Below are 13,992 nucleotides of genomic sequence, written 5' to 3' on the forward strand. Positions count from 1 at the left end.
TGTGAGGAGTTACCATCACTTAGTAATATGAGTGTTCACCTGCTTGATGCTCTGTTTCGTCTTTAACAGACGTAATTTCACCGGCAAATTGCTCTAGCATTTGTTTTTCGATGCCTTCTTTAAGCGTAACGTCGACCATCGAACAGCCATTACAACCACCGCCAAATTGTAGTACTGCTGCACCCTCTTTCGTTACTTCTACTAACATTACTTGCCCACCATGATTGGCAAGTTGAGGGTTGATTTCTGTTTCAATCATGTAGTTGATTCGATCAATTAAGGGGGCATCATCTGCAATTTTTCGCGCTTTTGCGTTCGGCGCTTTCAGTGTAAGTTGCGATCCCATTTGGTCGGTAACGAAGTCGATTTCGGCATCTTCTAAATAAGGCGCGCTTTCTTCATCAACAACTGCATCAAAACCATTGAAAGGTAAGCGTATATCTGTCTCTTCAACAGCCTCAGGAGGGCAATATGACACGCCACACTCTGCTTTTGCTGTACCGGGATTAACTACAAACACACGAATATTTGTACCGTCTTGTTGTTGTGAAAGCAACTTTCCAAAATGGGCTTGTGCTTGTTCTGAAATATTAACCATAGCAACCTCATATATCTAATTGGGGCGAGTATATCAAAATTACTTGAGTAAAACACTCAAGTACTAACTAGTTTTGTTCAATTCAGGAAAAATTGCGTATTATACGTTTCAGCATTCGTATTGCTCATAAAACAATTCATATATTTCATTGAAAGTCACTTTGTGACTATATGAATTAGTTTATTGAGGGAAGAGATAAAAATAAAAACGAGAAGGACAGAATTTATGCTGCGTTTTATAAGCAGTTTTGCCATGATATTTTTTATATCAACCAGCTTGCAAGCCGCAAGTGTTTTATCAAACAGCCATTCGCACACCAATATAAAAAAAGCGGATATCGAATATTTACCTGCTGGTGAATATGATCCAAATATACCAACACCTGCAGAAGTCTTAGGTTACACGGTGGGTACTTGGCATGTTCGTCATGACCAACTAGTCAACTACATGACGGTACTCGCAGAGCGGTCTGATCGCGTTTCCTTTGACGTTATTGGATATACACACGAACAACGACCATTAATGTTGCTTACGATTACCAATGACGAAAACCGAGGTAACTTAGACAAGATTAGAGCTGAGCATATACAACGTTTGTCTGATGGAGCGGCGGCAAATGAAGACGATCCACTAATTTTTTACATGGGGTATTCGGTCCACGGTAATGAACCGTCTGGCAGCAATGCCGCGCTATTGGTCGCATATTATTTAGCTGCTTCGCAAAGCGAAGAGGTAAAGGCATTATTGGCTGAGTCTGTAGTATTACTCGATCCCTCAATGAACCCAGATGGATTGTCTCGTTTTGCGCAATGGGCAAATATGCATAAGGGCTATAATTTGGTTTCGGACAAACAGCACCGGGAACACCGAGAACATTGGCCGTCTGGCAGAACCAACCACTATTGGTTTGATTTGAATCGAGATTGGTTGCTGTTAACGCATCCGGAATCTCAAGCAAGGATAACGCAATTTCATAAGTGGCGGCCGCATATATTAACTGACTTCCATGAAATGGGCACTGATAGTACCTACTTCTTCCAACCCGGCGTCCCCAGCCGCAAAAATCCGCTAACACCGGATACTAATGTCACCTTGACGACAGCGTTAGCTAAGTATCATGCAAACGCATTGGACAACGATAAGCAACCCTATTTTTCTCAAGAAAGATTTGATGATTTTTACTATGGTAAGGGGTCTACATATCCAGATGCCCACGGCAGTATTGGTATTTTGTTTGAGCAAGCTAGTAGCCGCGGGCACAAACAAGCATCTATTAATGGTGACGTAGATTTTCCAAGAACCATTCAAAATCAAGTTACGACGTCGTTGTCGACGTTTAAAGGTTCATTGGCTAATAAAAAAGCGATACTGGCGTACCAGCAACAATTTTACCGCGATACACAAAAGTTAATAAAAGACGATGATGTGCATGGTTACCTTGTGCAACAAGGCAAAGATAACACGCGTTTTAAGCGCATGTTATCTATCCTTGAAGCGCACAGAATATCTTGGCGCGGGATTTCAAAAGATATCTCGTTTGATGAATTAGAATTTGATAGTGCACAGAGTATTTATGTGCCGCTTAACCAGCCGCAATATCGTTTGATTCGTTCTTTATTTAGTGAGCGAACACAGTTTCCAGATAATACATTTTATGATGTGTCCAATTGGAATATTGCGCTAGCCTTCAATTTGCAATACGCCGCGATAAAAGGGTCGGACAAACGCAAGGTGAAAGTCAGTGAGTATGCTGGTCGCAGTGAAAACATGCTATCTCATTTGAGTCAGGACGCGGTTGCCTTTGCGTACAATTGGTATGACTATAATGCGCCTAAGCTCACACAATATTTATTAGAGGCAGGTATCAAGTTACGCGTGTCTGGTAAGCCTTTTTCATCTAAAGAAAAGAATGCCACACTTCATTTTTCCGCCGGTGCAATAACGGTCCCGGCAGCCGACAATGACCTGATATCTGTGATTGACCTTCTTCAAGCATTCAAGAATGTTAACGGCATGATACCCATTCAAAATATAAGTAGCGGCTTTACCGTCGACGGCATAGATATGGGCAGTCCCTCTATCTTACCTTTGAAAGCACCATCAGTATTGCTGGTGGGAGGTAAAGGCACTTCTCAATATGAAATAGGAGAAATTTGGCATTATTTGGATACTCGTGTTGGGTTAGCCGCCAGTCTAATTGACTTAAGTGACTTAGCTAATGTGGATATTGCTGAGTATTCTCACCTTGTCTTCGCTTCTGGAAACTACGCGTCAGTCTCTAGCACCACTAAGGATAAGCTACAAAAGTGGATTAGTAATGGCGGGGTGCTTATTGGTCAGCGTACAGCAGTCAAATGGTTTGCTAAAAATACTTGGCTTAAAAACAAAGTGTTGTCGGATGACACAATAGACAGTGCGTTTGATACGTCCAAGCTTGCCTTTGAAGATAAAGCCGCCCTGCAAGCAAATAAGTTAGTTGCTGGCGCTGTTTTTGAAACGATAATTGATCGTAGTCATCCGTTGTTTTTCGGCATTGAACGTGACAAATTGCCTGTATTTAAAACCAATAATTTTATCTTGGATGTTAACGATGACCCATTTACTGATATCGGTATATATACCGAATCACCGTTAATGGGTGGTTTTGCGGCGCCACAAATGCAAGATTTAATTGAAAAAAGTGTGTCTATGAACGTCACGCCGAGAGGTCGAGGTGTCGTGATTAGCTTTGTCGACAACATTCATTTTAGAGGCTATTGGGATGGCACAAATAAGCTCATGGCAAATGCTATTTATATGTCAGAGTTAATGAAGTAGGTTTGTGTGGTAATTAACTTGGCTACTAGTCAACGCTTGCTACCGCCATGCACCATACAGAAATTTTTATGTTTGGTGCATGGTCTAAAATACATTCACAAAGGTTATTTAGGGTCGCGCCGGTCGTTACTACATCTTCAACAATACAGATGTGTTTATATTGAATATCTTTCACCAACTTAAAGGCATTCATCGTATTCGCTAATCGTGCGTGCCTATCTAAACGACTTTGTTGTTTGGTATGTCGATGACGAATAATCGCATGTTCGATTGGAATACCATACTTTTGATTGATAGCCTTTGCGAGCAGCCATGTTTGGTTATATTGACGCTGTGTAAAACGTAAACGAGAAATTGGCATCGGGATTAATGCATCTGGTAAGGTTTCAAGTTGCGACAGGCGCGCCAATACATAGGTGTTAAAAAATTCTATCAATATTGGCGCTACGATTGATTTGTTACTGAACTTAAGTTGATTTATTAGGGCCGCAATAATGCCATCGTGATGACATATCGCCCTCAAATTATCATACCTTGGCGTAAGTAGGTGCTTGCTTATGCTCTCGAGTTCTAGTAAGTCTATTCCCGGTACTGGAAAATGAGATATGGGCGTACTTTTAAGGCAATATTCGCACACCAACTCTCTAGAATATTGATCGCATATATAGCATTGACGATTACCGATAGCGCTTTTCACATCTAAATTGAATTGTTGGTAAATGTGCTTGAGTTTATTTACCATACGCGGGTTTTTAATCGGTGGAATAGCAATGACCTTATGTTTGAATACCGAAACTCTTAATGTGGGATAAGCATAGAATGCAGCGTTTGAAAATACCGCTGGACAATGGTACAGAATTTTTGAATGTTGTCCGAATTTTAGAATATAGGCCTTTTAAAATATATGTCGCAGCAACCTTGTAACGATTCGCAAACATACACCTTAGTCTTTGTGCATGGGTGGGGCATGAACAGGGGAGTATGGGAAGCGATTGAACCCTCATTGTTTACCCTTGTCGACTCGCTTGAAGGTGCAGATATTCAATGTAAGCTTAAGTTTGTTGATTTGCTTGGTTATGGTGAACGAGCAACAAAAGAAAGCGATATCGATAGCCAAAACCTTAAGTACGATCTCGCCACGTTAGCTGATGACTTAAATGCGCAAATACCCAAAAACAGTGTACTCATCGCATGGTCTTTGGGGGGCCTAGTGGCAAGTATTGTGGCCGAACGGCGCTTAGATATTAAAGGTCTAATTACTGTGGCGTCATCACCAAAATTTGCTGGATCTAATGAGTGGTCAGGGATTGATGTTGATGTATTGATGAAATTTAAACAACAATTAATCGAGCAACAGCAGGCAACAATTAAGCGTTTCATCGCCATTCAGAACATGGGGGTAGATAATCAGCGTTATCAAAACAAGCTGATTCAGGAAAGTATTTTTCAATATCCCTTGGCATCAACACAAGCACTTTCAGACGGTCTAGATATTTTACTTAACGATGATATACGACTTGTTTTGCGTGATATTACTTGCCCTCACTTAGCAATGTTTGGGCGTTTGGATAGCTTGGTGCCCTATGCCGTCATTCCCCAAATCTTAGAATATTCGCCTAATACTCAAGTTAAAATTTTTCAAAATGCCGCACATGCGCCCTTTTTGTCTCACACTGATGACTTTATTAGTACGCTAGAGAACTACCTTAAACTTGCGTTAGCATAAGTATTTTTGAATTGTTGCGTGTATCTTGTGAAACATATATGCTTAATTATTGTACACTTTGATTCAAATAACCTGACCTGCTGGTTGTTTGACTCGGGTGGCAACTAGTCGAGTGCCTGAACGGAGTCTAGAGGAGTCAAAGTCACTATGCAGGATATGAATTTAAATGAATCATATATTGGTGACCGGCCAGATATACTTAAATTGGTGTCTGGTGATCCTAACACTGTGCTTGATGTTGGTTGCAGTGTAGGCAGTCTAAGTCGGTCTTTAAAAAATAAAACGAATGCGTGTGTTACTGGTATCGAGCTTTCATCCGAGATGGCGGGAGAAGCCGAAAAATATTTAGATAAAGTTTATACAGGGGATGCAGCCGAAATTATTCAGAGTGGCGCCCTAGAAGGCCAGCGCTATGACCTCATTATTTTTGCTGACTTACTTGAACATCTAATTGATCCTTGGTCAGTATTGAAGGCGTCTACACGATTGTTAAATAAAGACGGCTATGTGATTACTTCTATTCCGAATATTCGACATTTAAGCACGATTTACTCATTGGTAGTAAAAGGTGACTGGCCGCATCGCGATCGCGGTATTCATGATCGGACTCATTTAAGGTTTTTTACTAAAAAGACAATATTTGAGTTGTTCGAACAAGCAGGGTTATCTATCGAAATTGTTCACACAAACTATCGTATTTTTGAACGGCCGTGCGGTATCAATTCTTTTGCTAAGTTGCTTGGTATTCCACTACTGAAAAACTATTTTGCATTTCAGTACTTAATAAAAGCGAAAACGAAATAAAGTATACCGAGTACAATAATAGTTAATGCTAGTTCTTTAGCACAATCTAATGTTGAATAGAGAGTTTATTTGCAATGAGTGTGTTGGTGGTGTATAACACTACATAATGTGAACGCATAGGAGCATTTAAGGTGAAACATTGGCAAACAGATACGCCAATTTATATTCAGCTCTATCAACAAGTAATACAACGGATTTTGGATGGCCACGTAAAGGAAGGCGAGGCCTTACCATCGGTTAGGCGAGTTGCTGCAGAATATGAAGTAAACCCAATTACAATTTCGAAGGCTTACCAAATGTTACAAGATGAAATGATTGTGGAGAAACAACGAGGCAAAGGATTGTTTGTACTGCCCGGTGTGCAAGAAAAAATCTTAGTAAGAGAGAGGCAAATGTTTTTAGCCGACGAATGGCCTAGCATTGTCCAAAAAATTACGCGTTTAGGTTTATCTAAAGACGATTTATTGTTGGCATTAGCTCAGGAGGGTCTATGACATCATTAGTCTATGTGGAAGGCGTAAGTAAATCTTATCGTAAAAAGCCAATACTGAATGACGTGTCCCTAGCGGTGGAGCCAGGGCAAATTCTTGGTTTAGTGGGGCCAAATGGCGCTGGCAAGACAACATGCTTGCAAGCTATCTTAGGATTGACCGCTTATGAAGGTAACATTCATGTGTTAGGGCATGAACCCAAAAATGGTCGTCATAAAATGTTGAATGATGTTGCATATGTGTCAGATGTTGCGGTACTTCCTAAGTGGCTAAAAGTGTCACAAGCCTTATCGTATATGCAAGATGTTCATCCAAAATTTGATGACAGAAAAGCCCGAGAATTTTTAGCGAAGACTAAAATTCCACCGCATGCAAAGGTGAAGCACTTATCTAAAGGTATGGTAACGCAGCTGCATCTAGCGTTGATCTTGGCGATTGACGCAAAAGTACTTATTTTGGATGAGCCGACGCTGGGACTAGATATTGTATCGCGCCGACAGTTTTACAAACACTTACTTGAAGACTTCTATTCTGAAGAGAAAGCCATCATCGTAACAACTCACCAGATTGAAGAAATTGAAAACATCCTTACCCATATCGCGTTTATTAACAACGGTGAAATACTGTTAAGTGAAAGTGCGGACTACATAAGAGATAAGTATAAATTAGTGTCAGTAACGAATGACAAATTTGAGTTGGCTAAAACACGAAAGCCACTATTTACTGCCAGTATGATGGGTATGCACTCTATGTTGTTTGATAGCGCTGAGAGCCATAATCTTTCTGAGCTGGGTAATATTGTAACACCGACATTGGCGGATGTGTTTGTTGGCCTTGTTGGTCAGGAGGCAGGGGCATGAACAGTACGATGATTTACGCAAATATTAAACGCGAGATTTGGGAGTATAAAAAGACGCTTATATGGGTGCCAACGACGATTACATTGCTCATTTTAGCATTTTCTTTACTCGCCGTATTTAAAATGGATGCATATCAACTTGAGCGTATTGAGGAAGTGCTATTGCATGCAAACTCCGCAAATTATAAAGGCTTTGAGCAGATGACTCTCGTGTTTCTGTTGCCACTCTATATGCCATTTATCGTTATACTTTTTTTCGTCCAATTTAGTTATTTTACTAGTTGTTTATTTGACGAAAGAAGAGATTTATCTGTGTTGTTTTGGCGCTCGCTGCCGGTATCTGATGCAGTTGCAATTGGCAATAAACTCTTTGTCGGAGCCATTGTTCTGCCCTTAATTTTTTTGCTGTCTGCAAGTGTATTAGTACTAGTGTGTAGTTTACTTGCAGGTGTGGGTACAGCGCTATTTTTACACTCAGATATTCCAGTATTAGAGGTGTTCATGTCTGCTAATATCCTCACCAATTTGGGTTTTATTTGCTTGCATTTGATACCCATTACCTTGTGGTTATTTCCACTTTATGCATGGCTAATGTTGGTGTCTATGTTTGCTAAAAAAGCGCCTCTATTATGGGCATTCTTGCCAGTAGTTCTCATTTTAACGCTTGAGTATTTAGCAGAGGGTTTCTTGCATATAGAGATGTCATTCTTATCAAATATGCTATTTGAATATTTTCAATTACTTGATATTAAAGGCATGAAAAATATTTCTCTAAACATGTCTGAGGATGCGAGCTCCTCCGGAGCTTATGTTGTCTTCACAACTATCTTTGAAAAGGTTGGTGTTGTGCCTATGCTGATTGGGTGCGCGTTTATGTATTGTACATATTGGCTGCGAGTAAATCGGAGTCATATTTAGTTCGATGCAGGTAGCTCAACACCGTTAGCCCAACATATTGTTGGCTTAATGTGCCCAGGTTGTTTTTGACAACTTGGGCTTTTCTATTTAGTTTTAATATAAATTAAAGTTTTTATTGTGGTTGCCGATACACAGACGAAGTTTCAATTTTTTTGGTATCGATATGATTGATAATTTGCAAACGAACCATTTATCTAGCGCATTTCAGTCTGGTATTGATGGATATCAGCGTGGCGGCACATTAGTTCGAGACGCTAGTGCAAATTTAGCTCAATCGAATAAGCATGCTGTGGATATTAATCGTGCGGTAATTGATATTACTGCTGGCAGCATTCAAGCCGAGGCATCTGCAAGCGTGATAAAACGCGCAGACGGTATGATTGGCACAATCATCGATACTTTCGCATAGCTACTTTACGAGGATAATTGCTGCTATGAATGTTTTGTCGTCTGCACCCCTGAGCCACAACAATCGCGCACAAGCCGTGTTGTTGGTCGCTGGTGCCGAAGGAAAAACTGAGCAGGCGCCTGCACAAAAACAAACCTCCAGTATTTCTTCAGAAGACAAGGTCAGTATTTCTGTTGAGGGCACGCAAAAAGCGGCATCTAGCCCAAAAACAACACACGGTATTAATGATAAAAAAGATGACCCTAATGCCTTAACGGAAGAAGAACAAAAGCAGGTCAAAGAACTAAAGCTGCGTGACGCAGAGGTACGTACTCATGAGCAAGCGCACGCTGCTGTCGGCGGGCAATATGCAGGTGCACCCAGTTATGAGTTTCAGCGAGGCCCTGACGGTAACCGATACGCAGTGGGCGGTGAAGTTCAAATTGATGTAGGGGAAGAAAAAGATCCTGAGTCTACCATTCAAAAAATGCAAGTTGTCCGTCGGGCAGCACTAGCGCCAGCAGAACCGTCGTCGCAAGATTATAAAGTCGCCGCCGAAGCGTCACAAAAAGAGTTAGCAGCAAGAGCTGAACTTGGCAAAGAACAAACAGCCGAGCGAAATGCCGCTAGCACTGACGATGCTGCGAATAAACGCAATGAATCATCTAACAATGAACGTTCAAACCGATCAATCCATGAGCGTCAAATTCAGCAATATACCGCTATTCAAAACGCGCCTACTCAAGGTGTTACCAGCGCTAATTCGTTGTTGATTTCTGCCTAAATCTAGCCAAATATAGTTTTCGCCATAATGCTTCGAGCGGTCCTTGTGTAAAATAGCGAAGGTATATATTGGCTAATATTAACTGAATGCCTGTGAATACCGCTGCAATTAAGAAATAATCTAATTGGGTTGCGGTCATATTGAAATCAGGTATTAGCCAGCGTAGAAGTATTGCCATTGCAATGGATTGAAGTATGTACAGGCTGAACGCTATCTTTCCAGTAGCGGCAAATACATGAAATAACTGAGGTGTCTTTTTAACAATGCGTATTATTAAGTGAGCATACAGTAAGGACATGAATATGGCAGATATGCTTGCCAATAACATGAGCGATTCACTCGTGATATCTTCGAAAAAAGCATAAGGTAAGAGGCTGATTACGCTAAAGGTTAGTGCTAATGCAAGTAATTTAAAGACGGTATGTTGCTTAAAACCTTGGCTAAAAAACTTTGCACGGTATAAATAGATACCCAAGTACATTAAGCCTAAGACTTGCCACAAAATGCTGATGAACGAAAACAGTATGACGGCAAGCGCGACGCCACCTTGAACCAAAACCTGATAAGGGTAATTGCCATACCACATTTCGTATTGTGTTAGGAACGCTTCGGAGCTTCTATATATCGGCGCTTCAAGGCCTTCAGCAAATAAAATACCGATGCCAAATACTAAGCACAATATGCAACCAATGGATATTAGCCTTATTGCTTTTTTCAGTAATGCGTCTTGGTTGCTATCAAGTGACTTAATCACCTGAAATGCGGCCAAGCTATATAGCATCAATATATCACCTCCAAAAATAAATAGGGCATGCACACCGCCAAAAATTGCAAGCCAGAACAAGCGTGACTTCAGGAAAATCATATGGTCTATACCTTTGCGCTGGCAAGACTGATATTGAATGGCTAGCCCGACACCAAATAAGAGACAAAAGAGAGTTCTAAAACGGCCATCAGAAAAAATGGCATTGAAAACGGTAACCCATTTATCTGAATTCGGTGGGTTTTCAAAGGGCACATAATTGAGCTCTATGTTTGCATGGTAGGTGATGTTCATAAACAGTATCCCCAATATGGCGATACCACGTAATATGTCTATAGAATCAATACGCACTTAGGCTGTCCTTTATTGTCGAGGGTCGTTTTTCATGCCCTACAATAGCGTTGAATGAAGCTATTGTGTGTTGGTAATTTGTCTATAGTTTGTTTGATATTGTGTCTAAATTTGTCCAAGAATGATGAAAGCTCAGCGTCACTCATCGCATGGACGATAGGATGGTAGTGTTCTGGCATAACCCCTTGGCCAAACAAGACCTGTGTCCATGAATCTACTCTAAATATTTCACCATCAACTTGCATCGCCTGCGCATGTGTTTTAAACAAATTGATTCGGTGCGCTAAGGTATCTGGAATTTCCATATGTTTGCAATGCCGCCAAAATTCAGAATCTTCGCGCGCAGTGACGTGATAGTGGAGAATAATAAAATCACGGAGTTGCTCTATTTCTAGTTTAGTTTGTTGATTGTATTGTTCTCGCGAGAATTGCATATCTGTATTTTGCGGGAACATTCGAATAAAGCGGATAATATTACTCATGATGAGGTGTATGCTGGTGGATTCTAAGGGTTCGATAAAGCCACTCGATAAGCCCAATGAAAGGCAGTTTTTATGCCATGCTTTTAAACGCCGACCGGTTTTGAATTTGAGTAATCTTGGATCGGTGATTGGTGTACCATCAATAGTATCTAACAGTCGCTGCTTGGCATCTTTGTCAGATAAATAGTGGTTACAGTACACTAAACCATTGCCAATTCTGTGTTGTAATGGAATGCGCCAACGCCAACCAGCATCATGGGCAATAGCACGCGTATAAGGCATTGGGTTGTCGTTTGATTCGGTTTGCACAACACAGGCGCTATCACAAGGCAGCCAGTGTGACCAATCTTCATATCCTGTGTGTAATGCTTGCTCAATGAGCAGGGCTTTAAACCCGGTGCAATCAATGAATATGTCACCGTCTACGCGGACACCAGACGTCAGTTCCAGAGACTGAATATCGCCTGACTTCATATGTTTGTGCACCTTGGCTATTTTGCCTTCAATGCGTTTTATACCTCGGGATTCACTGTACTCTCGTAGAAATTTTGCGTAAGCGGTGGCATCTAAATGAAAGGCATAGTTAAGGCTGAGTTGGTCAGATTTAATAAATTTTCCGGCTTTGGCCGCTTGAAGCTCTAGACTGTATTCGGAAAAACCTGCACTGTGGCCTTCTTTTAAGCCTCTCAACCAAAAATGATGGAAGTCAGCAAAAAAGCTCTCTTGCCCCGTTTTACCGAAAGAGTGAATATAGCTTTCGTCAACATTGCCCCAATTTTCAAATTCTATGCCCAATTTAAATGTCGCCGACGTGGCGCGCATAAATGCTTGTTCATCGATGCCTAAGAGTTGATTGAAAACACGAATAGGTGGAATGGTTGCTTCACCCACTGCAATAGTGCCAATTTCTTCAGATTCCACTAAGGTAATATCTAGCACTTTACCGAGTTGTTTAGCAATTGCAGCTGCCGCCATCCAACCGGCGGTGCCGCCGCCAGCAATGACAATTTTTTGGATATTGCGTATTTCCACAAGTGCCTCGTTTATCGATTGAGTTTGTTTAATATGTTTGCTTTTAATTGCCTAACGCGTAAATCGCTTGACTCACCTAAAATACCCCATGCGTGCTCAGGCAAGTGCTCCCTTGCTAAGTCTGGGCTGGCAAAAATGTAATAGTCAAAGATATGTTTCCATGCGGATTTTTCTATACTGGGCTGATCGCGTAGGCTAAGTAAGGCATGCATTAATACTGTGTTGGCTTGTCCCATCATTGGCGGTGCGGGTGTCCACCAGTAATTTACTAGGGTGTTAAATTTGTCGAAGCCTTCCACTTGATGCCACCACATCGTGGGTAAAAATAGCGCATCTCCTGGTGATAAGTCTGCAATCATGCCATGCGCTAGCGCGGTACGGAATTTGGGGTATTTAGCGAAGTCAGGGTCTTTAAAATCTACCATGCTGACAACTTGCCCGCCAGGTGTTGGATGAAACGGTCCTGGATATAAGTTCTCAATTTGATCCGGTGGAAATAGTGTAAATCTGCGGTGGCCAATAGCACAACACGCCATATTTGAAAGTACGTCGTAATGACAAGACACTAGCGTTTTGTTGCCAATCCAAATGCTGGCTCTAGGCTCGACATTTCCAAATACTGTCTTGTCGAAATGTAGGTTATTTGAGGTCAACAATGACGGAAAATGTTGATTGATGTCATTCGAAGCAATGTAAAAGCTGGGTGGTTTGGTATCATCCAAGTGCTTTATAATGTTGTCTAAAAACTCGTTCAACTGCGTTTTTTTGATAGAGAAATTGCAGTCACTTAAGTCTTCGTTATAAAAGTACCGCCCTGCAATATCTGGCGACCCGAAATATGCGCCAGAAGGTTTGCCATTGTAATGAGATTTTAAATATTCAACGGCGGTATTTGGATTCTCCAATCCTTTTTTGACTAAGGTCCATTCGCGTATTAATCCTTTGAGTATTATCGGTGTTTCAGACGAAAATACAGATGGCGGTATATTTTGGGGGGTAATACCTTCGAGCGTTTTTACGCTCGGCATTGAAGACACAGGAAATACATTGGTAGAATCTGACATCATAGCAATTAGGAGGCGTCACTCTGTTGCTGCATTTTTTGGTTTTGCCAATTTACCAACTTTTGTACATTGCTCATAGATGCCCTTGCCAAGTAGGCACATTGCAAAAATCCAGCTTTGTGCAGTTTTTGCAAGTCATTTGGTGAGAGCGCATCAAGCTTCGTTTCACTGATTGTATAATTCCCGTGTAAGCGGTGCTGTTGATTGCCGTGCAGCGTTACTTCTAACTCTACTGCTTCAAACAAATCAAGCGTGTTGAATGCATTTATCATGGCTTCACCCATTGCCATGCCATCCATCATATGGGTAAAGATATTGCTAATATGTTCTAGATATGGACTATTGCCACCATGTTCTAAGAACACCGAATGTCCTTTGTCTTTGTTTACCCTTGGGTGATCAACGTCAATATGGATAACCGGTGCTTTTTCTGCTCCCCCTTCGGCAGTTTGGTCTTGAAAACCGATAGCAAAGGGGCCTCTAGTAATTGCTGCTGGTATGTAGCTCGCGAGCCACTGATTATTTTGCAGAAAAAGATTGTCATCTTGAAACAAACCTAGCATAGCAACTGCTTGAAACGTTTCAGTCTCTGGATGCTTTCTAAAAAATATTGGGTATTCTTTTTGTATATCACCAAATTCAGTCGGAAAGGTCATCACTGTACCGATGTTGTCACCATAATCACTTGCGTAGTCGGTCATTATTTTTATGTTGTGATGGGTAACATTGTTAAGCAGTTGATGATTTGGCATTTATTACGTCTACTTTTTATTGGTTTTGATTTATTTAAACACAATCAGAATAAAAATCTATGTGTGTATTGCACTGGTCAAAAATATGAAAGCCGCGACCAAATAAATAGCTATTCGATAGCGGCTTCGTTTTCATGCTAGTAGTTTACTGCATTACAAAATA

Annotated in this window: 14 protein-coding genes; 8 read left to right on the plus strand and 6 right to left on the minus strand. The window is 41.1% G+C overall.

Annotated elements, in window-relative coordinates:
• Window positions 1–19: 19 nt before the first annotated feature.
• Window positions 20–598, minus strand: a complete 579-nt coding sequence (gene nfuA, locus QQK00_RS11725) for a Fe-S biogenesis protein NfuA (RefSeq protein WP_284217765.1) — start codon at window positions 596–598, stop codon at window positions 20–22.
• 225 nt (window positions 599–823) lie between these two features.
• Here nfuA and QQK00_RS11730 point away from each other — a divergent pair, with 225 nt between their 5' ends.
• Window positions 824–3,415 carry a M14 metallopeptidase family protein gene (locus QQK00_RS11730; protein WP_284217766.1) on the plus strand — a complete coding sequence of 864 codons (2,592 nt, stop codon included), beginning with the start codon at window positions 824–826 and terminating at the stop codon, window positions 3,413–3,415.
• Between the two features lie 25 nt (window positions 3,416–3,440).
• On the opposite strand, the gene QQK00_RS11735 is transcribed toward QQK00_RS11730, so the two are convergent.
• Window positions 3,441–4,157, minus strand: a complete 717-nt coding sequence (locus tag QQK00_RS11735) for a ComF family protein (RefSeq protein WP_284217767.1) — start codon at window positions 4,155–4,157, stop codon at window positions 3,441–3,443.
• A gap of 162 nt (window positions 4,158–4,319) precedes the next feature.
• Between QQK00_RS11735 and QQK00_RS11740 the strand changes: the two genes are divergently transcribed.
• The 7 genes from QQK00_RS11740 to QQK00_RS11770 all read left to right on the plus strand — a co-directional run bounded on the left by QQK00_RS11740 (window position 4,320) and on the right by QQK00_RS11770 (window position 9,385).
• Window positions 4,320–5,141 carry an alpha/beta fold hydrolase gene (locus QQK00_RS11740; RefSeq protein WP_284217768.1) on the plus strand — a complete coding sequence of 274 codons (822 nt, stop codon included), beginning with the start codon at window positions 4,320–4,322 and terminating at the stop codon, window positions 5,139–5,141.
• 147 nt (window positions 5,142–5,288) lie between these two features.
• Window positions 5,289–5,945, plus strand: coding sequence for a class I SAM-dependent methyltransferase (locus QQK00_RS11745; RefSeq protein ID WP_284217769.1), 657 nt, complete (start codon window positions 5,289–5,291; stop codon window positions 5,943–5,945).
• 131 nt (window positions 5,946–6,076) lie between these two features.
• Window positions 6,077–6,439, plus strand: coding sequence for a GntR family transcriptional regulator (locus tag QQK00_RS11750; protein WP_284217770.1), 363 nt, complete (start codon window positions 6,077–6,079; stop codon window positions 6,437–6,439).
• Entirely contained in the window at window positions 6,436–7,296 is an 861-nt protein-coding gene (locus QQK00_RS11755; protein ID WP_284217771.1) for an ABC transporter ATP-binding protein, read from the plus strand. Before QQK00_RS11750 ends, QQK00_RS11755 begins: the two co-directional genes overlap by 4 nt.
• A complete protein-coding gene (locus QQK00_RS11760) occupies window positions 7,293–8,213 on the plus strand; it encodes a hypothetical protein (protein WP_284217772.1) in 921 nt (306 codons plus the stop codon). The genes QQK00_RS11755 and QQK00_RS11760 overlap by 4 nt, the downstream gene beginning before the upstream one ends.
• A 163-nt stretch (window positions 8,214–8,376) precedes the next feature.
• Entirely contained in the window at window positions 8,377–8,622 is a 246-nt protein-coding gene (locus QQK00_RS11765) for a hypothetical protein (RefSeq protein ID WP_284217774.1), read from the plus strand.
• A 25-nt stretch (window positions 8,623–8,647) separates the two neighbouring features.
• Window positions 8,648–9,385, plus strand: coding sequence for a putative metalloprotease CJM1_0395 family protein (locus QQK00_RS11770; protein WP_284217775.1), 738 nt, complete (start codon window positions 8,648–8,650; stop codon window positions 9,383–9,385).
• Here the strand turns inward: QQK00_RS11770 and QQK00_RS11775 are convergent.
• From QQK00_RS11775 to QQK00_RS11790, 4 genes are read right to left on the minus strand one after another with little or no spacing between them, the layout of a single operon-like run.
• Complete coding sequence (locus QQK00_RS11775) at window positions 9,360–10,499, minus strand: DUF418 domain-containing protein (RefSeq protein WP_284217776.1); 1,140 nt, start codon at window positions 10,497–10,499, stop codon at window positions 9,360–9,362. The two genes, QQK00_RS11770 and QQK00_RS11775, sit on opposite strands and share 26 nt — an antisense overlap.
• Before the next feature lie 32 nt (window positions 10,500–10,531).
• The gene (locus tag QQK00_RS11780) at window positions 10,532–12,013 is read right to left on the minus strand and encodes a tryptophan halogenase family protein (RefSeq protein ID WP_284217777.1); all 1,482 of its coding nucleotides are present in this window, start codon (window positions 12,011–12,013) and stop codon (window positions 10,532–10,534) included.
• 11 nt (window positions 12,014–12,024) lie between these two features.
• Window positions 12,025–13,080, minus strand: a complete 1,056-nt coding sequence (locus QQK00_RS11785; RefSeq protein WP_284217778.1) for a cupin-like domain-containing protein — start codon at window positions 13,078–13,080, stop codon at window positions 12,025–12,027.
• 5 nt (window positions 13,081–13,085) lie between these two features.
• Window positions 13,086–13,829 (minus strand): SapC family protein, encoded by a 744-nt coding sequence (locus tag QQK00_RS11790; RefSeq protein ID WP_284217779.1) that lies wholly within the window; start codon window positions 13,827–13,829, stop codon window positions 13,086–13,088.
• Window positions 13,830–13,992: the final 163 nt, after the last annotated feature.

The organism is Agaribacter marinus (assembly GCF_030160655.1).
Lineage (GTDB): Bacteria > Pseudomonadota > Gammaproteobacteria > Enterobacterales > Alteromonadaceae > Glaciecola > Glaciecola marina.

Coding starts and splice junctions, on each gene's coding strand:
- nfuA (WP_284217765.1), bottom strand. CDS start 598: ATGGTTAATATTTCAGAACAAGCACAAGCCCATTTTGGAAAGTTGCTT.
- QQK00_RS11730 (WP_284217766.1), top strand. CDS start 824: ATGCTGCGTTTTATAAGCAGTTTTGCCATGATATTTTTTATATCAACC.
- QQK00_RS11735 (WP_284217767.1), bottom strand. CDS start 4,157: ATGGTAAATAAACTCAAGCACATTTACCAACAATTCAATTTAGATGTG.
- QQK00_RS11740 (WP_284217768.1), top strand. CDS start 4,320: ATGTCGCAGCAACCTTGTAACGATTCGCAAACATACACCTTAGTCTTT.
- QQK00_RS11745 (WP_284217769.1), top strand. CDS start 5,289: ATGCAGGATATGAATTTAAATGAATCATATATTGGTGACCGGCCAGAT.
- QQK00_RS11755 (WP_284217771.1), top strand. CDS start 6,436: ATGACATCATTAGTCTATGTGGAAGGCGTAAGTAAATCTTATCGTAAA.
- QQK00_RS11760 (WP_284217772.1), top strand. CDS start 7,293: ATGAACAGTACGATGATTTACGCAAATATTAAACGCGAGATTTGGGAG.
- QQK00_RS11765 (WP_284217774.1), top strand. CDS start 8,377: ATGATTGATAATTTGCAAACGAACCATTTATCTAGCGCATTTCAGTCT.
- QQK00_RS11770 (WP_284217775.1), top strand. CDS start 8,648: ATGAATGTTTTGTCGTCTGCACCCCTGAGCCACAACAATCGCGCACAA.
- QQK00_RS11785 (WP_284217778.1), bottom strand. CDS start 13,080: ATGATGTCAGATTCTACCAATGTATTTCCTGTGTCTTCAATGCCGAGC.
- QQK00_RS11790 (WP_284217779.1), bottom strand. CDS start 13,829: ATGCCAAATCATCAACTGCTTAACAATGTTACCCATCACAACATAAAA.